Here is a 26,554-nt window from a genome sequence, read left to right on the forward strand (position 1 = left end):
CTTTAAGTCAGATTGTATAAATTATCCTCAAGTAAATTATAAAAACAAGAATTGTGAAACTCCGAAGAAAATTGTTCAGGAGTAAAAATCTGTTTTGCTTTTTGCATAATCACAGGAACTTCAGATTGAGAAAGAGGCAAAGATCTTCCTAAAAGCAAGTTATCGAATTCCTTATTTCTTATAAGTTTATCAGATGCAAAAAACAACCTCATATCGGATAATATATTTTTTTGAATGAGAATTAAAAATAAAAATGAAGCCGTATCACTACCTATATATCCCGAAGTACCAATTCTTGTATAAAAACTCTTTGTCCATGTTTCATTGGGAATTCTAATTCGGCTGATAATATATTTTTCTTCTCTCTTTTCGGCATAGCTTTTATCAATGTATCTTGCAAACGGCACCCATTCAATATTTTCGGCTGTTCTAATTTCCAACTTTGCATCAAGAGCGAGCATCGGCAAAAAAGTTCCTGAAAGCGGATTCGCCGTTGCTATGTTGCCGCCTATCGTTGCAAGAGAACGTATGGCATTGTTCGCTATTTTTTCTACAGCATAATATAAGGAAGGCGGAATATTTTTTTTACCCAAATCCAATATCTCATTTAATGTAACGGCAGCACCGAATTCGAAATAGCGCTCGGTTTTTGAAATAACTTTTAATTCAGGTAAAAAATTTAAATCCAAAATGTGTTCCGGTAAATAGATCATCTCATCGGTCTGATGGTTTAAAAAACCTGTTGCACCGGCAATAGGTTTTATATTTGAAATATTTTTTAAGATGGTCTGCATTTCCTGCATATGACGGACTCTATAAACAATGCTATTTTTAGTTAATTCAGTCATAAGTTCTATTTTCTCCGTTGATTTTTATTTATTTTTTCAATAGCCGAAAATAAATCTTCAAAGCTTGTACACCGGCACATTGTACTCGAATAATATTTTCTTATACTGTCTTCGGCATCAGGAGCATCAATATCTATATTGGAATTTAAAATTGCGTATGTAAAAAATATTTTTCCTGCATCGCAAAAGCCGCACATTTCAACACCGGCTTGATCAAAGCCTGTCGCAATTATTTTATATTCTTCTGTTGTTTTAAAATATTCCAAGGTTATTATGTTTTTTCCTTCAACATTAAAAATGGGAATAAAACATGCTGGTACGGGTTTATCGTCCATTAAAACGGTACAGGCTCCGCACTGACCGCTTAAGCATGAACTTTTTAAGCTTAAAAGATTAAACTCTCGTCTTAGAACCGATAAAAGTCTTTCATTTGCAGGAGCATCAATCTGAACTGCGGTTTTATTTAAATTAAAATTAATCTTCATCTACAGCCTCACTTTTTGTAACGGCATTAAAAATATCTTCGGTAAAAACAGGTAAAAAATCGATTCGCTTGTGGTTAATCATAATTTGATTCAGTGCAGAAATATACGCTGCAGGGACAAGGCTCTCGGCTAACTCTCCCAAACCTCGAGTTTTTAATTCGCTGTCTAAAATAAAATCTCTTATAGGAGGAATCGCTCCTGTTGCAATTATTTTATAATTGGAAGGAAGTAAATTATTTTCTCTAATGTCTTCTACGGAAATATTTGAAACTGCATTTGCAATTGTTTTATGAATATTTCTATGTACCATTTTTTTTGAATATATTTTTCCGGGATCACATGCAAACCAAATACCTCTTACAATAATTTGATAGGTACTAGGATCAAGTTCAAGCTCAATAACACAAGCCCCCGGAGTTTCCGAAATAAAAGGATTACCAGTTAAAGTTTCGTTATCCCAATCTTTAGAGCGGGGCAGCTTGTAGGTTTTGCTTACGGTAATTGGAAGAGGTTTTCTAAACCTTTGGTTTTTTATTCCTGTACAACATTTTTCAATAAGGTCGGACAAGATACTGATACCGCAAGAGGCAGTTGCAGCTCCTGTAGGAATCATTTCATCGGTTGAAGCTCCTAAAAAAACAATTTGGCTGTCTTCAACTTCCAATTCTTTTGCAATCTGTTTTTTTAAAATACGCTTTAAGCCCTCCGAGGTGGGGTCTGCCTTGACCAACACCTTATCGTCTTTTGTTAAAGTTATTTCTGCACTATAATTCATTCCCGATTTTACAAGAATATGTAAACCGTTATATTGGCAGCCTACGGCAACTCCTATGCCCCTCCAATTTCCATCATAACGGTCTTTACGGCCCTTATTCATCAATCTATAAGCATAAAATTTTCTATAAAAATCACTGGTGTTACAAACAGCCTTTAAAATATTTTCAAAAACAAAATCTTCTTCTTTTTTTATTCCCGTAATTGTTTTTTGACCTACTTTCAAATTATTTTGAAGTCTAAATTGAATCGGACATAAATCCAGCTGCTCTACTATCTCACTGATATGTTTTTCTAATGCAGAGCTTACATAAGAATCACCCCAGCCTGAAAATAACCCAGTCAAACCTTTTTCAGTCTTTATTGCAACAGCACTAATCATATAAACAGGCACATGATAAATACCGGCAGCAGTTACGGCCATTTGCTTAAGCATTTGAGTTATAAAAGGATTAAATGAACCTGAATCCACAATTATCGAAACATCCATAGCTGTAATTTTTCCCAATTCGGAAACGGAAGTTTTATGCTGAATCATAACAATGGGAGTCTTTACAGTATATAAAAAATCTTCTTGCCGTGAAAATTCAATTACTATATTTTTTTTTGTTAAAAAAGATGCTATAGAAACTTGTGCAGCAAGTAAAGCAGGAAACCAAATTCTTCCGTCAAGAGACTCGGCTTCTGCATGTGAAACTACATTTATCTTTTCTTTAGGTACATCTAAAACATTACAAACGGAAGTTAAAACCTGATAAGGCCATTGAGTTGCAAGATGAATTTCAAGCCTGTCATCAACCCAGTTTGTTTTAACGCAGGCTGTTTCCGCATGATAATGATATCTTTGCTTAAAAGAAAAAGTAGAATAAACTACTTGTGAACTTTTTTCAAAAACCTCTTCAGCATTTCCCGAACTTAGACTTTCCCTAGAAACTATAGGATAGTCAAAATAATTTTTTTCTTCTTCTTCAAAAGTAAATTGAGCCTTAGGGCGTGAAAGATATTGTGTTTTGATCTGAAAAAGATTTGAAAGCTCTAAAAGCTTTTTTTTATCGGGGCCTGTCAAAATTCCTACAGCTTGACCGGCATATTCTATTTTTTCATCGGCAAAAACAGGGATTTCTGTTTTTAAAAAGCTGATTGAATTTTTCCCCACAATATCCTTTGCAGAAAAAAAAGAAAAACCTTCAGGCAAATCAGGAATTTCTATGTCTATAATATTGGCACCTGCATCATTACAACGAATGAGGCGTGCCCATTCCTGATTTTCAAATTCCAAATCTGAAACAAAAGTTTTATCCATAAATTAACGCCTATTCAATTTTGCAAGTTTAATTACCGTTTCAATAACATAATCTGCATCGCCTTCGCTCATTGAAGGATAGAAGGGCAAACTTAAACTTTGCAAATATTTTTTATTCGATTCCGGAAAATCGGAACTATTTAAACCGTATCTTTCTTTTATATAAGACATTTCAAAATGAGGTATAAAGTGCATCGAAATACCCAAGCCTCTTTCTTGTAAGGCTTGACCAAACTCATCTCTTCCTATTTTTAAAGCTTCAAGATTCAACCGTAAAATATAAAGATGCCAAGCATTCCCTTCTCCATCGGGAGGAAGAATAAAAGAATCATCACCTGCAAATGCGGTATTATATTTTTCTGCAATTTTTTTACGCTGCTCAAAAAAAGTTTGAGCCTTTTTAAGCTGCACCCTTCCTATTGCAGAAAGAATATCGGGCAGGTTACACTTCCAGCCCTCAGCCGTAACGTCGTACTTCCATGAAGCCTTTGTGTCGGTGTACCTGTCCCAGATTGTGCGGTTTATACCGTGAGAACGCATAAGTTTTATACGCTCTGCAATTTTCTCATCGTTGGTACAAATCATTCCGCCCTCGCCTGTCGTAATCGTCTTTGTCGCATAAAAGGAAAAAACACCGCAGGTACCGAGAGTTCCGGCATAACCTTCTTCCGTTTTTGAAGGAAAGGCATGAGCCGCATCTTCTATCACGGCAACGGAATATTTTTTTGCAAGGTCATTTATCGCCTTCATATTACAAACATTTCCCGCAATATGAATCGGAACAATAGCCCGTACACCCTTATCTTTTTTTAATATAGTTTCGATTTTTTCAAGGTCTATACTGTAAGAATCTTTTTCGATATCGGCATAAACCACATCGCCGCCTAAGTGCAGGGCAGAGGTTGCCGTAGAAATAAAGGTATAGGGACTTGTCAAGATTTTAGTTCCGCTCTTTATACCGCAAGCATCCATTGCAAGCATGAGCCCGCTTGAAGCCGAGTTGACGGCAAGGGCTGTCTTACTTCCCGTAAAGGAAGCAAATTCTTTTTCAAACTCAAGGGTTTCCTTCCCCGTAGTAAGCCACCCTGAGCGGAGCACCCTCATCAAGGCTTTTTCTTCTTCTTCAGAAAAGGAAGGAGTAAAAAAAGGAATTGTTTTTTTAGCCTGAACATCTTGCATACATCTTAGTCCTTTGCCGCATAAAATCAACAGCAAAGTATACTAAAATTTTAAGAATTATGCAATAAGACGGATTTTCGTAGTTAAATTAAACGGTACAAACTTTTGCTCCATCAAAAGTTTGTCCTCTCCCCTAATTTTCGTATCTCTTCCAAACATGTCTCTAAGGCATCTTTTCCGGGGAGATTATAAATATCGGGAGCGGTGCCTACTTCATCTTGGCAATAACCTTCAGTGTTTAGTCCGTAAACATAATCAAAAAAGAATATTAATCCGCTATTGGGTAAAACGAAGTGCATGGGGTAAAGCCCATTCATTCCTGCCCCACCTGTATTCTCTCCTACCAACACAGCAAAACCTATTCTTTTACAAGCACTTGCTAATTTATCACTTGCAGAATAACATCCGTTATTTATAAGAAGCCAGAACTTTTTATCTTTACGAAGTTTATATCCCATAATCGGTCTTAAAGCAGCATATTCGGTTATTGCGTAAGCTTTATCATTTTTAATAGTTCCGCAATTTTGAATATTAGGTATATTTGATTTTTCTATAGACTCAATACTCTGATGGCGTGAACACATAAAATCCAAGTAAGGTTTTGTGTATTTGTTTTCATTATATAACACATAACGCTTATAATAAGTATTTTCTTTTAAATGTGGTTCTATAAGAAGTAGAGCATCTTCATAAGCTCCACCGCCATTATCCCTTATATCTATTATTATATGTTTATAACCGGATGTTTCGAGAAAAAATTTATCTATGTCTTTTATATATTGTAATTTTTGTCCAATACCTTTAATTAGAAAAGAGTTTATCTTTATATAAGCTATTTTTTTATCTTCAAGTATTTTTTGTGAAACATAAATTTCAGTCGGAGAATCTTTTGCAGGATACACAGAATGTCTAAGATTTAATCCGGATTGTTTTGCAAAATTAGAATAAAAATTATGTACCAAAGAACGGTACTCATCAAAAAGTTTTGATGAAAAATTGCCGTCAAAATATGTAGAATAAGATACATTATTAGGGTATAAATGTCCAAAATATTTATCTGATGTAATAGCTCTGCAAAGCAGGTTATAAAACTCGTAATAATCTTTTTCGGTATAAACCTTTTCTAAATTAGAAAAGGAAGTTTCTTTTAAGTATTTTAAATCGACACCCTGTCTTTCACACACTTCAGTAAAAGGATAACCTATATAAATAAAATCCCAAAAATATTCATAATCAGTCTTCATTTTTTCAAAAGAAATAAACCGTTTCGGTTCTTCTTTTTTCTTCGATAATATTATAGCCGAAATAAAAAAAGCTGCTAAACAAGAATATAGTAAAAACTTAATAATGAATTTTTTATTAAAAGTTATTTTCATATTCACATCCTTAATGCTTGAGGTAAGAATATATAACCCCAAGCATAAAAATTTTAATTAGCAGTTACCGGCATTTCCATTATTAGTATCACGACCTCCGCCGCCTTTCTTAGGATGGCCGGGACGCTTCGGATATCCCATTATAGGATATTGTCCTGCATCGTCAGGAGCAGGACCGGGTTCAACTCCCGGAGGTGTAGGACTCCCGCCCTCAATCATTACTATTTCTGTTTCAGTTACAGGCTGAAACCCATTGTTCAATCAACAACCCCGACGCAGAGCATCGGGGCATGTTGCTCTCATAAGGTAATTGCAGTCGGCTTTAATACCCTTTGTTATGACGCAAAGCGTCGGGGTATTAAACCCTCCGCACGAATAAATCTTTAATAAAAACGACTCTTTTGTTTAGGACGCTAAACCTAAACTCAAATATTTTTAGTCTTTTAAAAAGACCTTACTTTAAGTGTACCATAGTTTTGCAATATGTCAAGTATTTTTTAAAATATTTCAAAAATCAGGTCTTTAAATTTTTTCAATTTTAAAAGTCTTTGTCGAGAAGGGGTTACAGTGTATTCCAATAAACTAAGATTTGTTATAACTCCATCTTTATTTAGTATTAACATTTCAAAAAAGATGCAAATAACTATGATATATTTTTCATTTTAATTTTCTCCTATATTAGTATTAGTAATTTTTATTAGCTCTTTGACTTAATCCATAAAAGGGGAGTGAAAGTGTTATTCCTGCACTACAAAAAAAAGAGGGTTTAGCCGGATAGTCTAATCTGAAACCTGTCTTAGCTGAAAAAGCCTTAAAAATAAGTGGAAATTTCCAATCGCAAAATGGAGACATTTCCGCCATTATTGAAAATTCAAGACCGGACATAAATCTATATTTATAAGTATTAGATTCTGTAAGCCAATTTATTCTAGCAAATACTGCTAAGCGAAATATTTTATATAGATTATTAAATGTGTTATATGAAAATTCAGCATTTATAAAAAACAGATCGGTTTTCCCTAATTGCTGATTTGATTCTATTTCTAAAGGCGAGAAAGAAAATGCTACCCCTGTATCAGCATCTGATAGGTTTATATCAAATAAAGTTCCAGAACCATATAGGATTTGTGAATCTTTTGAAAAACTTCCTGCAATGTTGATGTGTCCAAAATCCCACGAGGGAGCAAAATCGAAAGCAAAAAGCAAATCAGCAAAGCAAAAAATATGAATCAATACACTCATAGCAAATATTTTTTTTGTGATAATTTTTTTAGATTGAACAACTTTCATTTTCTTTCCTTAATTTAATAGTTTAGTAACTAAAACCTATAGAAAATCTAATAGAATGAACTGAAAAAGAACCTCCTCCGCCTGAAACTTTAACAAATGAGCCGTTTCCAAATTCTAAATCCCAACCATTTCCTTTTCCACTAGAAAAAATTATGCCTGAAGATAAAGTTGTATTTCCAGTTTTATAATTGATATCTGCAGACGTTCCACTTGCAGAAAAACTAAAACCGTCTTTCTCTTGCAGCTACATACAACGGACCGCCGAGTAGTATAAATATGGGAATTGCAAGAGCAAACCACTTCCAGTCATACCAAGAATTTACAAATAAATAATGTATGAACGGAATTAGAACAAGCGTTGGTATCGACCATTTTAAGCCTTTTTTTAGATATAAAAAATATTTTTTCATGATCTCTCCTCAAAATACGTTATAACACTATTTGTATATTATGTTAAGCAAAAAATATTTATTTGTCAAGTATTTTTTATAAATGTGTCAATAATTCTTTTTTATTAATTTTTATAAAAAGAAAAAATTATCCCAGATTTGTTATCAGGAGTAATTTTATAATATTTTCCGCTACACATTATTTCAGCAGGCTGCTCCTCTGCAAAAACTTTAGCTATAATAGAGTCATAAAATACCAATGATTGATCAAACATCTCACCCGCCGTAAAAAACATTATTTTTTTGAATACTAAATCATTATTTACACCTTGCCTATGAATTTTAATTATAGAATCATTTTGATGATGATATACAGAATGTTGACATATAAGTTCTATTCGCACTTTTCCTGATAATATATAAATCGGTAGTTTATTTTTAGCTGCATGCTTACTATTCATTGTTGAGCAAGAAAATACAAATACACACAACAACATTATTAGAAATTTATTTTTCATTTAAACTCCCATTGTCGAATTAAATCAAAATATTTAAAGCGGTATTGTAACTTTTATTCCGGCTCGACCACCTCCAATTCCACCAATATCTAAATCAAAGTTTGAAAAATCAAAATGAACCCCCTTCCCAATCTATTGTTACATTATCCCTTTTAATCTTAAAATTCTTTAACCGTTCAAGTAATTAATTATCATTCGAACTGTCTGTACCAGCGGCTGTACAATCAGTAAAACAAAAAGGATCGGGACAACCTCCCTCAACCATTACCATCTCCGTTTCAGACACAGGCTGAAACCCTCCGAACGAATAAATCTTTAATAAAACAACTCCTTTGTTTAGGTTCCTACACCTAAACTCAAATATTTTTAGTCTTTTAAAAAGGCTCTACTTTGAGTGTACCATACTTTTGCAATATGTCAAGTGCTTTTTACATAAACTTATAATTTTTATTTTTTAATAACCGCAGCGAACACCAAGGGAAAAGATTATTAAGAAAAACCGTAGGTTTGTCTTAATGACAATCCATATCTCTAAATCAGGGGAGATTTTTAAGAGGGGAGCTAAAAAATGTCCCCCTCTTAAATGGCGTTTTGAAAAGATGAGGGGTTATAGGGGAGAAGAAAAACTTTTGCTCCATCAAAAGTTTGTCCTCTCCCCTAAATTTCGTATCTCTTCCAAACATGTTTCTAAAGCATCTTTACCGGGAAGATTATAAATATCAGGAGCGGTACCTACTTCGTCATGACAAGAGCCGTCAGGATTTAACCCATAGGTCATATCGCTTTGTATCAGCATATTACTTTCGGGAAGCTTCAAATATAAGCGGCTTGACAATAGGTTAAGGCCTATGCCGCCGGTATTTTCTCCTACTAAGGTTGCAAAGGGTTCAGCATTTCCTTTTTTTCCTTTTGCAAAATAAGCAAACCGATCTGCTGCCGACTGAGTTTTTTCATTTATTAAAAGCCAAATCCGGCCGGTAAAATTAATTGTGAAATTAGTATCATTATCTCCCGGGTGAATACCGAAACCATAATTTATTATAGAATCAAAGAGGACTTTATCTTCTTTATTTTGTTCGGCAAATTGAAAACTTTCAATATTTCCCGATTGTCCCATTTTGCGTTGCAGAAAATTTGATTCATATTTTTTAAAATATTCATTCTCACTGTCATAAACTATTTTAGCATAAAGCTCACCGCTTTCTTTAATTATAGGAGAAACAAGATATTTAGACCAAATATACTTATCTCCGCCTATATTTTCACGTACATCAATAATTAAATGTTCATATCCTTCAAAAGATTTTAACATATTACAAAGACGATTTATGTACTCGGCCTTGTTATATGGAGAAAAACTTTTTATACCGATATAGGCTATTTTTTTCTCTTTAATAATTTTAGATATGAGCATACTCTCATCAATTTTTTCTCTATCACTATCTTTAATAGGTAAATTAACATTATATTTTTTAAGCAAGGCTTCCAATTTATTTATGTGAATTCCGCTTACATCATTCAAACACATAAAGGCTTTTTCATAAAACTGCCTGACCTCGGCATCATTATCATAAAACCGTGTATTTTGCACATTTTTTGTAACAGGATGTACAGAACTCATATCATATATATTTAAATGCCCCACCTGTTTTTCTTTTGTAATTTTATTAAAAAGCCCAAGATAAAATAAATAATATTCAAATTCATTTTTCGGTTCATGCAAACGATTGGTATACTCTTCCTTAATGTTTTTCAAATCGGCTCCGGCTCTGATACATACATTTTTAAAAGGATAACCGTTTTCCACAAAGTCCCAAACATAATCAAAATCATCTTGCATCTTTTGTTTAGGCATAAAAGTATCTTTATATAAAGCATATTCCTTTTGATATGGAATATAATAAATAAAGATAACGCAAGCTGCAATTCCGGCAAGAACTAAAACTGTGATGAATGTAAACAATGTTCTTTTATTCATATAAGACCCTTTTTTATAGACCGCTAGACCTATAAGCAAATAAATTCAATATTATTTTCTATAAAAAAGTATAGCATACTTTATTTATTTGTCAACTAATGTTTATAAATATGTTTTTATTTATTTTTTTAATAACCGCGGCGAACGCAAAGGAAAAAGATTACTAAGAAAAACAGTAGGTTTGTCTTAATGATAATCCATACCTCTAAATCAGGGGAGAAGAAAAACTTTTGCTCCATCAAAAGTTTGTCCTCTCCCCTAACTTTTTTATTTATCAATTCCTTTTTAGCTGACTTTCAATTAAATGTATTTCAGCTAAGCAAGTCTCTAAAGCATCTTTATCGGGGAGATTTTTTATATGCGGAGATGTTCCCGTCTCACTGTTACATGAACCGTCAGGATTAAATCCGTAGCCCATATCGCTTTGAATTAGCATGTGACTCTGGGGAAGTTTTAAATAAAGGCGATTTGGTAAAAGATTGAGACCCTCTCCTCCAGTGTTGGCACCGACTACTGTAGCAAAATTTATATAGGCATCATTTTTACATTTTGCAAAATATGCAAACTGGTCTCCAGCAGAAATAGTGTCAGGGCCTATCAATATCCATACTCTGCCTTGGAAATTTATTCTTTCTTCAGAAGGCCTTATAGTACGGACATAATCAATACATGAATCAAATTCTTTTCTATCTTCCTTATTTAAATTAGCAAAATCACTATCATCTATATTGTCCTTTGTTCCGAAAGGCTTATCAAAAAAATTATCTTCAAGTATTTTATAAAATTTATTTTTGCTGTTATAAGCAATTCGAATAAAATATTCAATAGGCTCTTTAATAAGAGGCGCAACTATATACTTACGCCATAGATAGGAATGACCGCCTGAATTTTCACGCAAATCTATAATAAGATGTTTATATCCTTCAAAGGCTTTTAATATACCGGTTAAATTTTGGATATAAGCATCATGAGCTCCATAGGGTGAAAAACTTTTTACATTGAGATAAGCTATTGCTTTATCTTCAATTATTCGGCTTTCAAGCATTGCGGCATTTGCCTCGTCAAAGCTGCGTTTATCTACAGGTATCTCGACTTCATATTTTTTTTCTAAGTCTCCGAGCTTATCTTGTTTTAGAGATTGGACCATATTCATTACAGCTTTTTCATAAAAACGGTTTACTTCATCATCCGTATCGTAAATACGTGTGTTTTGAACCTTTCTTGTTTTAGTATCTGTTTGATTAGGATCATAAATGCTTAGATGCCCTATCTGTCTATTGCCTGTTATTCTATTAAACATACCGAGATAAAATAAACAATACTCATATTCATTTCTAGGTTCGTTAAGACGATTCAAATACTCTTCCTTAATGGTTTGTAAATCGGTCCCGGCTCTGATACATACATTTTTAAAAGGATAACCGTTTTCAACGAAGTCCCAAACATAATCAAAATCATCTTGCATCTTTTGTTTAGGCATAAAAGTATCTTTATATAAAGCATATTCCTTTTGATATGGAATATAATAAATAAAGATAACGCAAGCTGCAATTCCGGCAAGAACTAAAATTGTGATGAGTGTAAATAATGTTCTTTTATTCATATAAAACCCTTTTTTATAGACCGCTAGACCTATAAGCAAATAAATTCAATATTATTTTCTATAAAAAAGTATAGCATACTTTATTTATTTGTCAAGTGTTTATTTTAGACAATGTTTATTTTAGAAGTTTGCAATTTTATTTATTTGTTTTTAATAACCGTAGCGAACACAAAGAGAAAAGATTATTAAGAAAAACCGTAGGTTTGTCTTAATGATAATCCATACCTCTAAATCAGGGGAGAAGAAAAACTTTTGCTCCATCAAAAGTTTGTCTTTTCCCCTAATTCGTCTTTTCCCCTAATTTTCTTATTTCTTCCAAGCAGGTTCCAAGGGCACTTTTGCCGGGAAGATTATAAATATCAGGAGCAGTACCTGTTTCATCAGTACAGTATCCGTCTTCGGTTAAGCCGTACATAAAATCAAACTTTATCAGTAAGCCGCTGTTGGGAAGAACGATGTACATAGGCGATTTACCGTTTGTTCCGGAACCTCCCGTATTAGTTCCGACAACTGTTGCAAAGCCGATTTTTTTACAGACATAAGCAAACCGGTCTGCTTCCGAATATACGCCGCTATCTACAAGAAGCCAAAATTTTTTATCTTCACAAGGCTTGTATCCGTTAATAGGACGAGCTTGAATTATCTCTTCCAATCTATAGGCCTTATCGTTTTTTACAGTACTGCAATTTTCTATATAAGGAACTTCATGGTGATTTATTTTTTCTGATTTATAATTTTTAAAAAACATATCCAAATAAGTATTCGTATATTTATTTTCGTTATAAAGTCCGTAAGAAATTATATTCATATCTTGTTTTATATTGGGAGATATTATTGCTTCGTAATTTTCAGAATGTCCGCCTCCGTTATTTTGTATATCTATTATTATGTGTTTATAATTTGCAGTCTCAATAAAAAAATCTTCCAAGGCTTTTAGATACTCTTGTTTTTCTTCTGCTTTCGTTGTAAGAAAAGATTTGATTTCTATATATGCAATATGACCGGCCTCAATAATCTGTATAAACGGCTTTGAATATTTACGAGTTCCTATTAATAAAGAATTTCTATTATTACCGGCATACACCATATAGTTTTTATCACTAATGACCTCTGTTTGATATATATGAAAATAAAAGTTATCTATCAAAGCCCGCTTCTTAATTAATGAAGTCTGAGGGGCACCATTTTTAAATATCTTTTCATAATTAAAATAATAATCAAAATAATCGGAAGGATAAAGATGACCTATATATCTATTTCCCGTAATTTTTCTACATAAATCTTTATAAAAAAAATAATACCCGTATTGCATCATGGGATCCGTTAAATATCTATATCCGGACTGTTTTATTTGTTCTAAATCCGCTCCCTTGCGTTCACATACTTCGGTAAAAGGATAACCGTTATAAATAAAATCCCAAAAATATTCATAGTCGGCCTTCATTTTTTCAGCAGAAATAAAACCTGATATTATATCATTTTTTTTCGATACACTAAGAGCTATTGCAACAAACACGGAAACAAAAACAAATATTATAAGACTGATTATTAATTTTTTCATATTAATTTTTTTAATCGTTTGACGAAATTTTATTTTTATTATCTCATATATGAACAATAAATTATGCACCCTTTATTACTCCTTTCTATAAATTAATAATTTATTTTCTTCCAAAAATTTACGCATTTTTTCTTTATTGCGGAAATCGTCTTTGTATTCTTCACTATAAAAACAAAACGAATAAAGGGTATTTAAAATTTCATTTAAGTTTTTAGAATCGAATTCTTTTTTATCGCACAGGCGCATGATTTTTTCATAATCCGTTTTTTCAAGATATTCGGTTGATGACCAAAGAGGCTCTTCCAAACGCTCCCCCTCCCTAACGCCGATTATTTCTATCTTAATATCCTTCTCAGGTTCAAAACCCATGTAAGTTATCAACTGCTTAGCCGTTTCATAAATATTTACAGGTTCTCCCATGTCGAGAAGATAGGACTCCCCCGATTTTCCGACACCGCCTGTCTGCAATACCAATGAACAAGCCTCGGGAATCGTCATAAAAAAACGAATCATATTTTTATCGGTTACGGTTACGGGGCCTCCGTTTTTTATCTGCTCTACAAATAACGGAAAGATAGACCCTCTCGACCCCAAAACATTTCCGAAACGGACAAACATGTAGGCTGAATCTTTTTTTTCTTTTACGGTTTCGGCAGCCTGCAATACCAATTTCTCGCTTAATAGTTTTGAAGCGCCGTAAACCGAAACAGGCTCAACAGCCTTATCCGTCGAAATTAAAACAAAGCGTTTTACTCCGAATTCGATACAGGCATCTAAAAGATTTTTTGTTCCGAAAACATTGTTTTCGATAACCGCAACAGGATTTTCTTCCATCAAAGGAACATGTTTATATGCCGCCGTATGAAAAACCGCATCGCATTTTAATTGCTTAATGATGTAGCGCATGTACTCGCTGTCTTTTAATTCACCTATAACCGGAACAATTGTCGCCTTGTCGCCGACACCGCCTGCCTGCAATATCTTAAGCTCTTTATAAATTTGATAAATGGAATTCTCTCCGTGTCCGAAAAGATAGAGGCGCTCAGCACCGCCTGATAAAAGCTGCCGGCAAAGCTCGCTTCCGATAGAACCTCCGGCGCCCGTAATTAAAACACGCTTTCCTCGAAGATATGCCAAACTCTTTTTTAAAGAAATTGTAACGGGAGTGCGGGTAAGCAAATCCTGAGGATCTATTTCGCGGGCTTGTACCAAATGGGCTGAACCGTCAATGATTTGCGAAATTGCAGGCAGAAGTTTTATCTTTGAAAAACCTGCCGATTTTAAAAGCTCATATATTTCACGCAAGCGTTCGGAACGTATACTTGGAATTGCAATCAGAGCCTCATCACCTGCATCTATCCTTATCAGATGAACGGTTTCGCTTATAGGCCCGAATACCGGAATTCCGTCAATCTTAGTTCCGATTTTTTTAGGATCATCGTCTAAAAAAGCGGCAACCTTACCGAATATTTTTTTTGCCGAAATTTCATGTGCAATCATAGTTCCGGCAAGACCTGCACCTACTATATATATAGAAGCCTTTTGTTTAATAGGACGGTTCATTTTTTTTCTTCCTTATTTAGTATTTCAAATCCTAAGTCGATAGAAAAAGCCGTTTGACACATATCCAGACAAACGGTAGCTCTTCCCTTCCTTTTGTTTACTCTTACAATATAACCTTCAAGACCGCTTAAAGGTCCTTCGATAACTTTTATTCTATCATTTTCATCAAATACAACCTGCGAAATTTTTGCAAGACCGCCGAAGGAAATAAATTGATTAAGAATTTCCAAATCTCTTCCTTCTAAAAATCTCGGTTCTTGATTATTGGGTAAAAATCTATAAAAACCCTTACATCTTCTAAGATGTTGATACAATTCCTTAGAGATTTCGTCAGTGCCTACAAACAAATATCCTGCAAAAACAGGCAGCTGCTTTTCCGTTACCTTACCGGCCTTTCTTATCTTTAAAATCCTTTGAGGAAAAACTATAGAATAAGAAAGCTCATCAAATTTATTTTTAAATTCCGCATCTTCAATAAAATTCTTTTCTTTGCCTGTACTTACCTGAACTACATAATAATCCATATCTGAACAATTATATCATAAAACCTTCATTGAATCAACTTACCCAGACGCAAGCGTCGGGGTACAGTGCTCAATGTTTCGCACTGTATGTTCTCATAAGGTGGTTGCAGTTGGCTTTAATACCCTTTGTTACGACGCAGAGCGTCGGGGTATTAAACCCTCCGCACGAATAAAGTACTCGCCTTTAATTTATTTTGCCCTAAAATAAAACCATTAAAAGGATTACTTGTTTTTTTAAATCTCCTGTGCTATATTCTTTTTTAGAATTTAAAATCATCCTTAAATGAGGAAAACAATGGAAGAAGAAAAGAACGAAGCAGTAATTTTTAGAATAGCCCTAACGGCTGGAGAGCTTTTAATAAAAAACGGAGCAGAGATGCATAGAACGGAAGAAACTATTTTAAGAATATGCTCTTCACACGGTATTACCGGTCTTGCCGTTTTTATAACACCGACAGTAATATTAATCGGAAACGACAAGAAGGAAGGCTCGACTTATATTAAAAACATAAGAGTCAGAGGCAGCAATATACACAAAATTTCCTTGGTCAACGAATTTTCAAGAAACTTTACTCAAGGTAAAATTTCTGAAAATGAAGCCCTTGAGATTTTAAAAAATATTGATGCAGAAAAAGGTTATCCGTATTGGCTTGTACTAACCACCTCTGGAATAGGCTGCGGACTTTTTTCTGTTTTGCTCGGCGGAACACTAAATGATTTTATAGTTACTTTTATTGCCACCTTTGCAGCCGTTTTTTTAAATGATAGAATCACGCAGTTTTCCAAAACGGTATTTTTAGGAAATTTTATAGCAGGCTTTTTTGTCGGTATAATAACAATTCTTTTTTATCATATAAGCTTTGTAAAAAATCTTGACATGATAATAGTCGGAGCCGTTTTATCGCTTGTACCGGGAGTAGCCTTTACATCAGGTATACGGGATTTTATTTTGGGAGATTTAGTTTCCGGAATTGCCCGGACCAGTGAGGCCGTACTCATAGCCGTTGCAATAGCCTTCGGTATAGGTTCTGTTCTTTTCGGTTATTCTCTTTTGGGAGGAATATAATGCCGCTTTACATACATACAATCGCATCATTTATCGCAAGTTTTTGTTTTTGTTTTTTGTTTTCGGTTCCGAAAAGAAATATCTATTTAAGTGCTCTATGCGGAAGTGTCTCTTGGACAATCCTCATATTTTTTCAGAGCATCGGCATAAATTATATATTTGCAACATTGGCAGGAGCATTGGCCGTAGGCCTCCTGGCAGATTTATTTGCGGTACTCCAAAAAACACCGGTTACATGTTTTATCGTTATAGGCACGATTCCTTTAGTTCCCGGATTTAAGGTTTATAAGACCATGCTTTTTTTTGTTACCGACAAATTGGAAAAAGGGGTGAGCGAGGGTGTTCAAGCCGCTTTTATCGCAATAGCGATATCCGTAGGCTTAATTATTTCTGCATCGGTAACCCGCCTTATCAGAGCCGTCAAGAAAAAAGCAGCAGAGAAAAAAAATAAATAAATTTTATCAAATCCCTTGTTTTTTATAAAAAAAAGAAGTACATTTTTTTGAGAGGAATTAGATATGAAAAATAAAAACATTTTAGTACACTTGAGTTTTTTACTGATGGTAGTTTTATTTCTATCATGTACAAAGGCTCAGGCAGAACAAAAATTACCCATTGGAGGAAACGGAATGATTAAAGAAATATATCTTGCAGGCGGCTGCTTTTGGGGCGTTGAGGGATATTTTCGCCAAATTCCCGGTGTTAAAGAAACGGATACGGGTTATGCAAACGGAAAAAGCGATTCTGCAAACTACAAAGGCTTGCATCATAGCGACCATGCCGAAACTGTGAAAATAGTTTATGACGCTTCCAAAGTAAGTTTACAAGAATTATTGGCCCATTATTTTAGAATAATCGATCCTACATCTTTAAACAAACAGGGAAACGATGCAGGCCGCCAATACAGAACAGGTATTTATTATGTAGACGATTCTATGATTAAAGAAATACAAAGTTTTGTAAAGTTTATGCAAAAAAAATATTCGCGGCCCATTGTTGTTGAGGTTGAAAAACTTAAGCATTTTATTCTTGCAGAAGACTATCATCAAGACTATCTTCAAAAAAATCCGGGAGGATATTGCCACATAGACCTAACCCTTGCTTTAAAACCTCTTTATGATGAAAGTAAATTTAAAGTACCGTCAAAAGAAGAATTAAAAAAATCCTTAAAACCGATACAGTTTTCGGTTACACAAGAAAAGGCAACGGAAAGGCCCTTTACAAGCGAATATGATAAATTCGATGCTGAAGGAATTTATGTTGATATCACCACAGGAAAGCCTCTTTTTTCTTCATTAAATAAATATGATGCAGGCTGCGGATGGCCATCATTTACAAAGGCCATTACAACACAGGCCCTTCAATATTTGGAAGACAAAAGCCACGGCATGACAAGAACTGAAGTCATATCAAAAACAGGCGGAGCCCATCTAGGCCACGTCTTTGATGACGGCCCTGCAGATGCAGGCGGTCTACGCTATTGCATTAACGGAGCATCCTTACGGTTTATCCCCTATGATAAAATGGAAAAAGAAGGTTACGGCGATTATCTCCCCTATGTAAAACCTACGGGAAATTTTTAACATCGCCTATAAAACTTAATTTATAAACTCCACAGGTTCGGTACGGGTTTTAGGTTCTGGGTGTTCTGCAGGATAACCGATAGCCGATATTCCGCAGACCACATGATTTTTAGGAATATTAAAAGAATCTAAAACCCGTCTTATCTCAGGCGAATTGCATTTTTCCCTCAACTGATTTATCCAAACAGAACCCAAACCCAAAGCATGGGCTGCAAGATAGATGTTTTGAATTGCAACAGAAGAATCACAGTAACCGAAACGGTCATCTTCTTCAAAGCTGATGAGTATCAAAGCATCACAATCATAAATTCTATAATTCGGAATGTCGAGTACGGAAGAAACAGCTCTTGCAAGTTCCTGTATCTTTTCCCGATTATGCACAACAGTAAATTTCCTCATCTGTCTGTTTTTTCCTGTCGGAGAAGCCTTAGCACATTCTACAATTGTTTTAAGCTTTTCGTCTTCAACCCTCTCAGCCGTAAACTTACGGACACTCACACGCGTGAGCATGTTCTTAATAATCTCATTCATATCCTGCCTCCTAAGATATATCTCATAAAAATATCTTTTAAATTTCAGCCAACTTAGGTTCCATAAAAATAGATACAGCCCAATAGCATAAGAAAAATCTAAAGGACTTGTTTGTAACCATATCGACATCCATTATAACACTTAAAAGCAAAGCAGAGTTTACTCCTAAAAATTTTTCTGCCAAATCCAAAAACCATTTTATAAATTCGGTATCATTTGAAGCCTCGCTTATAAATGTTAAAATTATCTTTTTAAATTCAAGATCCGATTTTTTTCTTTTTGCAAAAGCTTCATCAAGCATGTCGGTAAAAATCGGCCCCGTATCTCGCGCCTCATTTTTAAATCTATCATAAGCAAAATAAAAACCGCCTTCAACCTTCATCATTGAAGCCAAACTTAAATAGGCCTCATCTTCTACCAAGGAAGGAAGACCTTCCCTGCGAAGTAAATCGATTATAAACGGAATGGAATTTACCGACCTGTAAGTTTCCATCGCTTTAATTCCGGAAAGCAATATTTTAGGATTTTTAGTTTCGGATAAGATTTGCGAAATCTTAAATTGTGAAGCTTCATCTTTAAGATGAGCAAGAGCAATCATCGCCTCCCCCGACAAAAGATAATCTTTACTTTCAAGAGCTTTCCGCAAAGGTTCAACAGCTTGATGCACATTAAAATGAGCAAGAGTTTTTGCAGCAAGAGCGGCCGTAGTAAATTCTCCCTTATTCAATTCTTCTAAAAGAGTTTCTCTATTTTTTGCAGAAAGTTTTTCTAAAGAATTCAAAGCCTCCATTGCAGAGTACCTGATAGAAAAACGCGGAGACCTCATATACTGATTTAACTTATCGGCCGATTCTTGAGAAGCCGTTGCCGTAAGCTCGTGCAAAATTTTTTCTTCGGTCTGGAGACTCTCACTTGAATCGAGTTTATATAAAAGGTTTAAGGCTTTCATATCACGCGGAGAAAAGATAACAGCAAGAGCATCTTTTACAAGCCTGCCTCCAAGATTCAAAAGCCTAATCTGAAAAATCATTCCGAAGAGAATACAGATTATAACGCCCGAAAAAAACAAACGATACATACTTAAGTTGGAAAGCCCTGAATTTTGAAGCATATCCAAAATACTGCCTCCCAAGATTGAACCCAAAGCTCCCGTAATACCCATCACAAAAAAATTGAGCATACTTAAATCCATCAAGGATTTTGACGGCACTATCCCGAAGAAATAAGCTTGCGATGCATCCATTTGCGCGGAAAAGCCCATATTTGTTATCATCGAAAATAAAATCAAAAAAATAAAGGCAATCAAGTACATTTCTCTGGCAGGTGCTATAATTGCAGGGATCAAGGCTGCCGCACTAAGAGCCGTAAAAATAACATACATCGGCTTTGCTCCCATCCGGTCTATCAAGAGGCGCATTAAAAGTCCAACCAAAAGGGAGCCCATAGTTGAAGCAAGAGAAAAGATAATCACCAAATTATCAGGAATAGAATAAACAGCCTTACCGTAAACAATTATAAAGGGGCGGGCTAAACTTATTCCGAATTGAATTATAAAAAACGAAAAAATATAGAGCTTAAAATTTTTATCGCCAAAAGCTTCTTTTGAAGCCGAAAAAAAAGAGCCCTTTTGAATATTTTGATTTCCGCTTTTTAGCTTTCTTATTTCCTTCCGGCTTTTTCCTTCTGCCCTAGCCTCTTTCACTGCTTCCATTCTTCTTTCAAAATCGGGATCCGGAAGTTTAAGCAAAAGAGCAGACGCTGCAAATCCCGTAATAATTCCTATGATTGCAGTTATGTTGTATGTAGAAACTATATCAATTCCAAGCCTTGGAGAAAACCATAAAAAGACGGTTAAAAATATTATGGCTGCAAGTGCGGCCGTATTGTTTGTCAATGATATTTTAACTATATAAGAATTCCGATCCTTGCCTGGAGCCAAAAGACTTATAACAGGATTGTTTGCAACAATACCGGCCCCTCTAAAAAAATTAAAAAGAGCTACAGCAAGTAAAAGCATAAAGATAGCAGCCTCATTTTCGCCCCTAAAATAAAAGAATGGAATAAACAAGATAGGCAAAAGAGAAGCGTTGCGTAAAAACCAAGTATAGGCAAAGGTTTTTACAATAGTAAAACGCCGTGCCATAAGTTTTCCTAACGGGATGGTAAAATAACACATGTACATAAAGGCTGTAAGCAACCCTATGACGGTGCTGTTGGCTTTTAAGGCAAGAGCATAAAGAGTAATTGTGTTTCCGGTAACGAGTGCAAACGAAAACGAATTTATTCCATTGTATGCATTAAAAACACTGCGGCCCTGTTTAATTCTAAAGTTTGATAATTGTTCTTCCATCAATGATATTTTAATCTATTTTTTTAAAACAAACAAGTATTCAGAAACATGAATATTCCTCTTGTTAAGATTTCGACTGCCACGAAAAGTATTATATTTTATTTCGACGGTTTTTAATTCTCCGTATTTTTGTAACATATTTGTCATCTCTTCAAAAGAAATAAAACCTTCCGAGTTATAGGAGATGACGGCATAGCTTGCATCAAGAGAAGAGATAATTTCTTCCATCGATTTTAGAGCAAGATAGGGTTTATTAAAAACAGAGCGTTTCCATCCTTGGGTAATTCCGCTGACATGGCTTATAGGAACATCAAGCCTATTTTTAAGAATTAAATTAAGCATAAAATAATTTGAACCGTAGGGGTGCTGATTATAAGGAGGGTCGATATAAACCATATCAACATTCTTTATTTCTTTTGAAAGAAGAACTGCATCTTTTGTAAAAATCTCAAGCTCGGAATTAAAATTACTAAAGATAGGCTCTTTTAATTCTACCTTGCCTAATATTCTTGTTAAGGCATTTTTTCCGCTGGCACCGAAACAGCCTATCCCCGTATTCTTATCCTTATAAAAGCCCTTAAATACACCGCTCGTATTTACGTGAATTGAAGCTTCGATAATTAATGGAGCTAGAAAAAACTTTTTTAAATTTTCCTCTCTAACAATTTTATCGATAAGATTTCTGTATGTGTCGATTAAAAGAGCATTCTTATGTGTATAAAAAACTCTTTCTCCTTTTTCGATTTTATTGTCATCCTTGGGAGCATAGTTTTCAGTAATTATACCGGGGATTTTTTTATTTAAAGAAGAGGATATAATTTCATCTCTTAATTCATTACAAAGTTTTTTAGGATATTCTTCTTTGTTTGTAAGATAGCAGGAGTTTATCATATAAGAATAATTTTCCAAATCATTAACAATTATTTTTGATGAATATTTTTTTAACATACGGGCCACTATACCGGAACCCGAAAAAAGATCTGCACAAATAAGTTTTTCCTTGTGTAAATATTTTGAAATAAATTTCACCTCTTCTTCTATTTTATCTATCAAAGTCCTTTTATTGCCGAGGTATGTAATTATCTGTGTGGTAAGAAAGTCCTTATTTTCTTCTTGCTCTTGTTTCATAGATTTAATGTTTCCTTAAACTAAAGAAGGCTTATACTACTATAAAGATGAGAAATTTACAAGAAGATAAAAAGCTCAATATAAGCAAATTCATCATGCTAAAACTATAGACAAATCTTACAAAACAAGTTACAATCAATTATCGATTATTAAAATATCAATTTTAATAATCCAAAAATCAAATTAGGAGGTCGCTCTGATGATAGCTTTATATGTTGCTCTAGCTGTAGCGGTTATTATTTTATTTTCGATAGCCGTTGTAGTTCCGGAACAGGAAAGTTATGTTATTGAAAGGCTTGGAAAATATTCGCGGACTCTTACTGCGGGTTTCCATATCTTAACCCCATTTATAGACAGGATTGCTTATAAGCAAAATCTAAAGGAAGAAGCCTTGGACGTAGATCCTCAAGTTTGTATCACAGCTGATAATGTTCAGGTACAGGTTGACGGAATTCTTTATCTAAAGATCTTCGATCCGGTTAAGGCAAGTTACGGAATCGATAATTACCGCTATGCAGTCGCCCAGCTTGCAAAGACAACTATGCGAAGCGAAATAGGAAAGCTGGAACTTGATAGAACCTTTTGCGGAAGAGAAGGCTTAAACGATAATATAGTAAAGGCTCTCGATGAAGCTTCCGACAACTGGGGCATAAAGGTTACCCGCTACGAAATACGGGATATTACACCTACCCGCACAATCCTTGAAGCCATGGAAAGACAGATGAGGGCCGAACGCGAAAAGCGGGCTAATATTCTTTCAAGTGAAGGAAAACAGCAGTCCCGAATAAATATTTCTTTGGGTAAAAAGAAAGAAGCTATAAACAAGGCCATGGGCGAAAAGCAGCGAAGGATAAATCTTGCCGAAGGCCGCTCAAAGGCTATCGAGATAACGAGTAATGCGACAGCCGAAGGTTTGCGTTTGATTGCCGACGCGCTTTCTCAGCCGGGAGGAAGAACGGCTATGGGCATCCGTCTTGCTGAAAACTATATTCAAAGATTCGAGCATATTATTAAAAAATCAAATGTTTCGGTTTACCCCGAAAACATTGCAGGCCTTGCAGCCTTTACCGACATTATTAAAAATGCAGGAAAAGAAGTGAAGATCATACAGGGAGGTCAAAATGCTTAGTTTTATAATCCCGATTGTTATTGCGGCAATCATTGCCATAGTTTTTATTGTTGCTCTTTTTAGAAGCATACGAATTGTTCCGCATAAGGTTGCTCTGATTGTAGAACGCTTAGGCAAGTATCACACAACCTTGGATGCCGGTTTTCATATTCTATTTCCGTTTTTGGATAGAGTAAAGTATAAGCAGAATCTAAAGGAACAGGCCATAGATGTTCCCGCCCAAGACTGTTTTACCAAGGACAACGTTCAGGTACGCATTGACGGAATCCTCTATCTTCAAGTCTTTGATCCGATTAAGGCAAGCTACGGTATACGCGATTACCGCTATGCAACTATTTTGCTTGCACAGACGACCATGCGCTCTGTAGTGGGACAGCTGGATTTGGACGATACCTTTGAAGCACGAGAACAGATAAATGCTCAGGTTGTAAAAGCCGTAGATGAAGCTTCGGATCCTTGGGGCGTAAAAGTTACCCGTTACGAAATTCAAAACATAAGAGTTTCCGATTCTATTATGGATGCCATGGAAAACCAGATGAAGGCCGAAAGAGAAAAGCGTGCAGAAATAGCCCGATCGGTCGGAGAGATGGAAACGGTTATCAACCTTTCAAGAGCTGCTTATGAAGAAGCCGTAAACATAAGCGAAGGTGAAAAAGAAAGAATGATAAACGAGGCGGAAGGTCAGGCCCGCGAAATTGTTGCTGTCGCCGAAGCCACTGCCGACGGTATTAAAAAAATTGCCGCTTCTACCCAAATTCAAGGCGGTATGGAAGCTGCAAAACTCACCGTTTCGCAAGAATGGATAAGCGCTTTAAGCTCTATAGATGAAAATACAAAAATAATTATGTCCGCAGATTTTACAGACATAAAGAAAATGACCATCGACATGGCCGAAGAAATAATCCAATAATTTTTATGCACTGCAAAAGTTTTGCAGTGCATTTTTTTCTTATTCCAGCTTAGCTCCCTTGCCTTTCAAATTCTCGACACACTCAAGATAATAGTTATCATCGTGTTTGGCATAGATGGACTTCCCTACTTTAACAGCCTTCAAATTATCATAGCCGATAGCTTATTGACATGAAAAGTAAATTATCTTATATTATAAATCATACAAATTGTAATTTAAAGATGGATTATCCAAAAGGAAAATATGTTTAACCTAAGAAAAGTTTATTTTATTCTTTTTACATTAATTTTTATATCTTCTTGTTCAAAACAAAATCCCGAATTTACAGGGAAATATTTAACCTACACAAATATGGAAGCAGGTTATGAAATCGATTACCCTTCAGAAATTTTAAAACCTATGGACGGCTCTCCTGCAGAACAAGTATTTACTAGCAATGACGGAGAGGTAAACTTATCCGTTTCAGTTTCGGACTTAAAAGATTTAAGCCCTGAATTTATTTTTAAAACCGCTGACCTTTACGAAAAAAAAGAAGCGGAAAAATTTACGATAAGCGATAAAAATATGGGCCGTGACGGTTTTATTTTAAAAGGCTATTCAAAGGACAAGATGTTTTTTTGCCAGGCTCTTGCTATAAATGAAAAGTTCTATACAATCAGATTTGAATATAACAAAAAAGAGTATGATACATATAGAGATATTTTAACTCATATAGTAGATTCTTTTGAGCTGACTTCGGCGTCAGTTTCTCAAGAAGGAAGTGAAGATGAAAAATCTTATGATGAAGGAAAGCTCATCTCCTTTGCTTTTAGTTTTTTATCGAATGTGTATTGGGAAAATAACTTTAATATCATTTTAAAAAATTCAAGCCCAAAATTAGCCGATTTTGTACACCCTGATTACGGCATAAGGCGTTTCTATAATCCCGGTGCGGCTCCCCTTCTTTTTTCGGCAGAGGATGGCTTCGGCTTTGATGAAAGCGCCGATTTTTCTACCAAACCCTCGGCCAATAAATTCGGAGGCTCAATCCCCTTTTATAATCGAATGCCTGACGGCGGCTTTTGTGAAGAATCTAAAGATAAAGACGGAGTATATTGTGCCATTGTCAAAGAAATCCCCGAGGCCGTTGATCCTTCAAGTCTTGAAAGCGATGAAATAAAGAACTTGAAAATAGATTTACCAAAAAACTATAGGGCAATCTTAAAAATAGTTGTCTTAGACGGCGGCTTTATCAAAAAGACCTTTTACTTTTTCGATATTGCCGATAATTGGTTTTTGCTCTTTGTAGATGACTGTGAGTGTTCGGCTTAAGGGTAGAAAGATTTAAAAAAAGGCTGTAAATTTTTCTTTAAAAATGATATAATGATCATGATATGGAGGGGTAAGTATATGCTGGAAACAGTAAAAGGTTATTACAATGGAACTCAAATAGTTTTAGATTCTCCTGTAAAGCTCCGGCAAGGTCAGGAGGTGGTTATAACTTATAGAGTTTTTAAGTCTAATTTAAGACAAACTTCTAAAATAAATCTTATAAAATCCATAGTTGGTGCAATTCCCGATACAGGGAAATCCCTTGATGATTACAGAAAAGAGAGATTACAAAAATATGAAAGTCCTAATTGATACAAATGTCATACTGGATGTATTATTAAATAGAGCTTCATTTGTACAAGATGCTATTGCTGTATTAGAACTTACATGTGAGAATATTCAGGCATATGTTTCTGCATCAGCGATTACAGATATCTACTATATAGCTTATAAAGAATTGAGGGACAAAATCAGAGTTAAAAACCTTATAAAAACTATTCTACAGATTATAACAGTGGCAGGTATTTCCGATAAGGAAATTATGTCAGCAATCGACTCAGATTGGGCTGATTTTGAAGATTCTCTACAAAATGCAGTAGCTGAATCTCATGATTGTAGTATGATTATTACCAGAAATATATCTGATTTTAATGGTTCTAATTTACAAATAATTTCTCCAAAAAACTTTATACTCCAATTTACTCATTAATCATATCAAAAAACTTTCTTAAACTTCTTGACTTTCACTCAAAAAATTTTTATCTTAGGTTTGTAAGAGCCTTAAAACAATTCATAAAGATATTGGTAAAGGCAGATTACAATTATTTTTTGGAGGCCAAAAATGAATATCATAGTTGAAGATTCTGCTAGAGACAAAATTAGAGCAAAAAACGCGGATACGGTTCACTGTATGCTTAATATGTGTGCTTCGTGAGGAGGGACAACTTTAGATCCGGCCGTGTATGTCGGAACGCCCCGAAACATCGATCACTTCAATAAGCTCGAAAATAATGGAATTACCGTTTACGTTAAAAAGGGAACCCCCTCCGTTAACGGAACCTTAACGATTACAGTCGGAAAATTTTTATGGTTTGAAAAGCTGATGGTTGAAGGAATGATTTAAACAAGAAAGCCGATAAGATAAAAGGAAATTTT

General features: G+C 34.8%; 26 protein-coding genes. 9 read left to right on the forward strand and 17 right to left on the reverse strand.

The genetic code is table 11. The features are described from left to right. Positions 1–2: 2 nt before the first annotated feature. The 14 genes from E4N80_RS09230 to loaP form a co-directional block, all read right to left on the reverse strand. On the reverse strand, positions 3–848 hold the full coding sequence (locus tag E4N80_RS09230; protein WP_253698955.1) for an FAD binding domain-containing protein: 846 nt from the start codon (positions 846–848) through the stop codon (positions 3–5). 5 nt (positions 849–853) lie between these two features. Then, positions 854–1,333, reverse strand: coding sequence for a (2Fe-2S)-binding protein (locus E4N80_RS09235; protein WP_253698956.1), 480 nt, complete (start codon positions 1,331–1,333; stop codon positions 854–856). Next, positions 1,323–3,410 carry a xanthine dehydrogenase family protein molybdopterin-binding subunit gene (locus E4N80_RS09240; RefSeq protein ID WP_253698957.1) on the reverse strand — a complete coding sequence of 696 codons (2,088 nt, stop codon included), beginning with the start codon at positions 3,408–3,410 and terminating at the stop codon, positions 1,323–1,325. The genes E4N80_RS09235 and E4N80_RS09240 overlap by 11 nt, the downstream gene beginning before the upstream one ends. Before the next feature lie 3 nt (positions 3,411–3,413). Further along, a complete protein-coding gene (locus E4N80_RS09245) occupies positions 3,414–4,589 on the reverse strand; it encodes a DegT/DnrJ/EryC1/StrS family aminotransferase (RefSeq protein ID WP_253698958.1) in 1,176 nt (391 codons plus the stop codon). 113 nt (positions 4,590–4,702) lie between these two features. Beyond that, a complete protein-coding gene (locus E4N80_RS09250) occupies positions 4,703–5,965 on the reverse strand; it encodes a S41 family peptidase (RefSeq protein ID WP_253698959.1) in 1,263 nt (420 codons plus the stop codon). A 57-nt stretch (positions 5,966–6,022) separates the two neighbouring features. Next, positions 6,023–6,226 (reverse strand): hypothetical protein, encoded by a 204-nt coding sequence (locus E4N80_RS09255; protein WP_253698960.1) that lies wholly within the window; start codon positions 6,224–6,226, stop codon positions 6,023–6,025. A gap of 423 nt (positions 6,227–6,649) precedes the next feature. Then, a complete protein-coding gene (locus E4N80_RS09260; protein ID WP_253698961.1) occupies positions 6,650–7,255 on the reverse strand; it encodes a hypothetical protein in 606 nt (201 codons plus the stop codon). A gap of 221 nt (positions 7,256–7,476) precedes the next feature. Beyond that, on the reverse strand, positions 7,477–7,665 hold the full coding sequence (locus tag E4N80_RS09265) for a hypothetical protein (protein WP_253698962.1): 189 nt from the start codon (positions 7,663–7,665) through the stop codon (positions 7,477–7,479). A 104-nt stretch (positions 7,666–7,769) separates the two neighbouring features. After that, positions 7,770–8,162: a hypothetical protein gene (locus E4N80_RS09270; protein WP_253698963.1), complete on the reverse strand. Its 393-nt coding sequence runs from the start codon at positions 8,160–8,162 to the stop codon at positions 7,770–7,772. Between the two features lie 637 nt (positions 8,163–8,799). After that, on the reverse strand, positions 8,800–10,140 hold the full coding sequence (locus E4N80_RS09275) for a S41 family peptidase (protein WP_253698964.1): 1,341 nt from the start codon (positions 10,138–10,140) through the stop codon (positions 8,800–8,802). 274 nt (positions 10,141–10,414) lie between these two features. Then, a complete protein-coding gene (locus E4N80_RS09280; RefSeq protein WP_253698965.1) occupies positions 10,415–11,743 on the reverse strand; it encodes a S41 family peptidase in 1,329 nt (442 codons plus the stop codon). A 280-nt stretch (positions 11,744–12,023) separates the two neighbouring features. Next, positions 12,024–13,373 (reverse strand): S41 family peptidase, encoded by a 1,350-nt coding sequence (locus E4N80_RS09285; protein WP_253698966.1) that lies wholly within the window; start codon positions 13,371–13,373, stop codon positions 12,024–12,026. 6 nt (positions 13,374–13,379) lie between these two features. Beyond that, on the reverse strand, positions 13,380–14,867 hold the full coding sequence (locus tag E4N80_RS09290; protein WP_253698967.1) for a polysaccharide biosynthesis protein: 1,488 nt from the start codon (positions 14,865–14,867) through the stop codon (positions 13,380–13,382). Then, positions 14,864–15,391: an antiterminator LoaP gene (gene loaP / locus E4N80_RS09295; protein WP_253698968.1), complete on the reverse strand. Its 528-nt coding sequence runs from the start codon at positions 15,389–15,391 to the stop codon at positions 14,864–14,866. Before loaP ends, E4N80_RS09290 begins: the two co-directional genes overlap by 4 nt. A 295-nt stretch (positions 15,392–15,686) precedes the next feature. Between loaP and E4N80_RS09300 the strand changes: the two genes are divergently transcribed. From E4N80_RS09300 to msrB, 3 genes are all read left to right on the forward strand, one after another. Further along, a complete protein-coding gene (locus E4N80_RS09300; protein WP_253698969.1) occupies positions 15,687–16,457 on the forward strand; it encodes a threonine/serine exporter family protein in 771 nt (256 codons plus the stop codon). Further along, on the forward strand, positions 16,457–16,912 hold the full coding sequence (locus E4N80_RS09305; RefSeq protein ID WP_253698970.1) for a threonine/serine exporter family protein: 456 nt from the start codon (positions 16,457–16,459) through the stop codon (positions 16,910–16,912). Before E4N80_RS09300 ends, E4N80_RS09305 begins: the two co-directional genes overlap by 1 nt. A 63-nt stretch (positions 16,913–16,975) precedes the next feature. After that, positions 16,976–18,040: a peptide-methionine (R)-S-oxide reductase MsrB gene (gene msrB / locus E4N80_RS09310; protein WP_253698971.1), complete on the forward strand. Its 1,065-nt coding sequence runs from the start codon at positions 16,976–16,978 to the stop codon at positions 18,038–18,040. 15 nt (positions 18,041–18,055) lie between these two features. Here the strand turns inward: msrB and E4N80_RS09315 are convergent, their stop codons facing one another. From E4N80_RS09315 to E4N80_RS09325, 3 genes are read right to left on the reverse strand one after another with little or no spacing between them, the layout of a single operon-like run. Beyond that, the gene (locus E4N80_RS09315) at positions 18,056–18,571 is read right to left on the reverse strand and encodes a nitroreductase family protein (RefSeq protein ID WP_002685544.1); all 516 of its coding nucleotides are present in this window, start codon (positions 18,569–18,571) and stop codon (positions 18,056–18,058) included. Positions 18,572–18,608: 37 nt separating this feature from the next. Continuing rightward, the gene (locus E4N80_RS09320; protein ID WP_253698972.1) at positions 18,609–20,921 is read right to left on the reverse strand and encodes an MFS transporter; all 2,313 of its coding nucleotides are present in this window, start codon (positions 20,919–20,921) and stop codon (positions 18,609–18,611) included. Between the two features lie 15 nt (positions 20,922–20,936). Next, on the reverse strand, positions 20,937–22,049 hold the full coding sequence (locus E4N80_RS09325; protein ID WP_253698973.1) for a DNA adenine methylase: 1,113 nt from the start codon (positions 22,047–22,049) through the stop codon (positions 20,937–20,939). Between the two features lie 199 nt (positions 22,050–22,248). On the opposite strand from E4N80_RS09325, the gene E4N80_RS09330 reads away from it, so the two are divergent. The 6 genes from E4N80_RS09330 to E4N80_RS12925 all read left to right on the forward strand — a co-directional run bounded on the left by E4N80_RS09330 (position 22,249) and on the right by E4N80_RS12925 (position 26,522). After that, entirely contained in the window at positions 22,249–23,178 is a 930-nt protein-coding gene (locus tag E4N80_RS09330; RefSeq protein ID WP_253698974.1) for an SPFH domain-containing protein, read from the forward strand. After that, positions 23,171–24,088 carry an SPFH domain-containing protein gene (locus E4N80_RS09335; protein WP_253698975.1) on the forward strand — a complete coding sequence of 306 codons (918 nt, stop codon included), beginning with the start codon at positions 23,171–23,173 and terminating at the stop codon, positions 24,086–24,088. Before E4N80_RS09330 ends, E4N80_RS09335 begins: the two co-directional genes overlap by 8 nt. Positions 24,089–24,331: 243 nt before the next feature. Beyond that, on the forward strand, positions 24,332–25,399 hold the full coding sequence (locus tag E4N80_RS09340) for a hypothetical protein (RefSeq protein WP_253698976.1): 1,068 nt from the start codon (positions 24,332–24,334) through the stop codon (positions 25,397–25,399). Positions 25,400–25,477: 78 nt separating this feature from the next. Beyond that, entirely contained in the window at positions 25,478–25,711 is a 234-nt protein-coding gene (locus E4N80_RS09345; protein ID WP_253698977.1) for a hypothetical protein, read from the forward strand. After that, positions 25,695–26,108, forward strand: coding sequence for a PIN domain-containing protein (locus E4N80_RS09350; RefSeq protein WP_366797298.1), 414 nt, complete (start codon positions 25,695–25,697; stop codon positions 26,106–26,108). The genes E4N80_RS09345 and E4N80_RS09350 overlap by 17 nt, the downstream gene beginning before the upstream one ends. A 132-nt stretch (positions 26,109–26,240) precedes the next feature. After that, complete coding sequence (locus tag E4N80_RS12925) at positions 26,241–26,522, forward strand: CC/Se motif family (seleno)protein (protein ID WP_301338663.1); 282 nt, start codon at positions 26,241–26,243, stop codon at positions 26,520–26,522. Positions 26,523–26,554: the final 32 nt, after the last annotated feature.

The sequence above is a fragment of the Treponema denticola genome (assembly GCF_024181605.1).
GTDB classification, from domain to species: Bacteria; Spirochaetota; Spirochaetia; order Treponematales; family Treponemataceae; genus Treponema_B; species Treponema_B denticola_B.

Coding starts and splice junctions, on each gene's coding strand:
- E4N80_RS09230 (WP_253698955.1), bottom strand. CDS start 848: ATGACTGAATTAACTAAAAATAGCATTGTTTATAGAGTCCGTCATATG.
- E4N80_RS09235 (WP_253698956.1), bottom strand. CDS start 1,333: ATGAAGATTAATTTTAATTTAAATAAAACCGCAGTTCAGATTGATGCT.
- E4N80_RS09240 (WP_253698957.1), bottom strand. CDS start 3,410: ATGGATAAAACTTTTGTTTCAGATTTGGAATTTGAAAATCAGGAATGG.
- E4N80_RS09245 (WP_253698958.1), bottom strand. CDS start 4,589: ATGCAAGATGTTCAGGCTAAAAAAACAATTCCTTTTTTTACTCCTTCC.
- E4N80_RS09250 (WP_253698959.1), bottom strand. CDS start 5,965: ATGAAAATAACTTTTAATAAAAAATTCATTATTAAGTTTTTACTATAT.
- E4N80_RS09260 (WP_253698961.1), bottom strand. CDS start 7,255: ATGAAAGTTGTTCAATCTAAAAAAATTATCACAAAAAAAATATTTGCT.
- E4N80_RS09265 (WP_253698962.1), bottom strand. CDS start 7,665: ATGAAAAAATATTTTTTATATCTAAAAAAAGGCTTAAAATGGTCGATA.
- E4N80_RS09270 (WP_253698963.1), bottom strand. CDS start 8,162: ATGAAAAATAAATTTCTAATAATGTTGTTGTGTGTATTTGTATTTTCT.
- E4N80_RS09275 (WP_253698964.1), bottom strand. CDS start 10,140: ATGAATAAAAGAACATTGTTTACATTCATCACAGTTTTAGTTCTTGCC.
- E4N80_RS09280 (WP_253698965.1), bottom strand. CDS start 11,743: ATGAATAAAAGAACATTATTTACACTCATCACAATTTTAGTTCTTGCC.
- E4N80_RS09290 (WP_253698967.1), bottom strand. CDS start 14,867: ATGAACCGTCCTATTAAACAAAAGGCTTCTATATATATAGTAGGTGCA.
- loaP (WP_253698968.1), bottom strand. CDS start 15,391: ATGGATTATTATGTAGTTCAGGTAAGTACAGGCAAAGAAAAGAATTTT.
- E4N80_RS09300 (WP_253698969.1), top strand. CDS start 15,687: ATGGAAGAAGAAAAGAACGAAGCAGTAATTTTTAGAATAGCCCTAACG.
- E4N80_RS09305 (WP_253698970.1), top strand. CDS start 16,457: ATGCCGCTTTACATACATACAATCGCATCATTTATCGCAAGTTTTTGT.
- msrB (WP_253698971.1), top strand. CDS start 16,976: ATGAAAAATAAAAACATTTTAGTACACTTGAGTTTTTTACTGATGGTA.
- E4N80_RS09315 (WP_002685544.1), bottom strand. CDS start 18,571: ATGAATGAGATTATTAAGAACATGCTCACGCGTGTGAGTGTCCGTAAG.
- E4N80_RS09320 (WP_253698972.1), bottom strand. CDS start 20,921: ATGGAAGAACAATTATCAAACTTTAGAATTAAACAGGGCCGCAGTGTT.
- E4N80_RS09325 (WP_253698973.1), bottom strand. CDS start 22,049: ATGAAACAAGAGCAAGAAGAAAATAAGGACTTTCTTACCACACAGATA.
- E4N80_RS09330 (WP_253698974.1), top strand. CDS start 22,249: ATGATAGCTTTATATGTTGCTCTAGCTGTAGCGGTTATTATTTTATTT.
- E4N80_RS09335 (WP_253698975.1), top strand. CDS start 23,171: ATGCTTAGTTTTATAATCCCGATTGTTATTGCGGCAATCATTGCCATA.
- E4N80_RS09340 (WP_253698976.1), top strand. CDS start 24,332: ATGTTTAACCTAAGAAAAGTTTATTTTATTCTTTTTACATTAATTTTT.
- E4N80_RS09345 (WP_253698977.1), top strand. CDS start 25,478: ATGCTGGAAACAGTAAAAGGTTATTACAATGGAACTCAAATAGTTTTA.
- E4N80_RS09350 (WP_366797298.1), top strand. CDS start 25,695: ATGAAAGTCCTAATTGATACAAATGTCATACTGGATGTATTATTAAAT.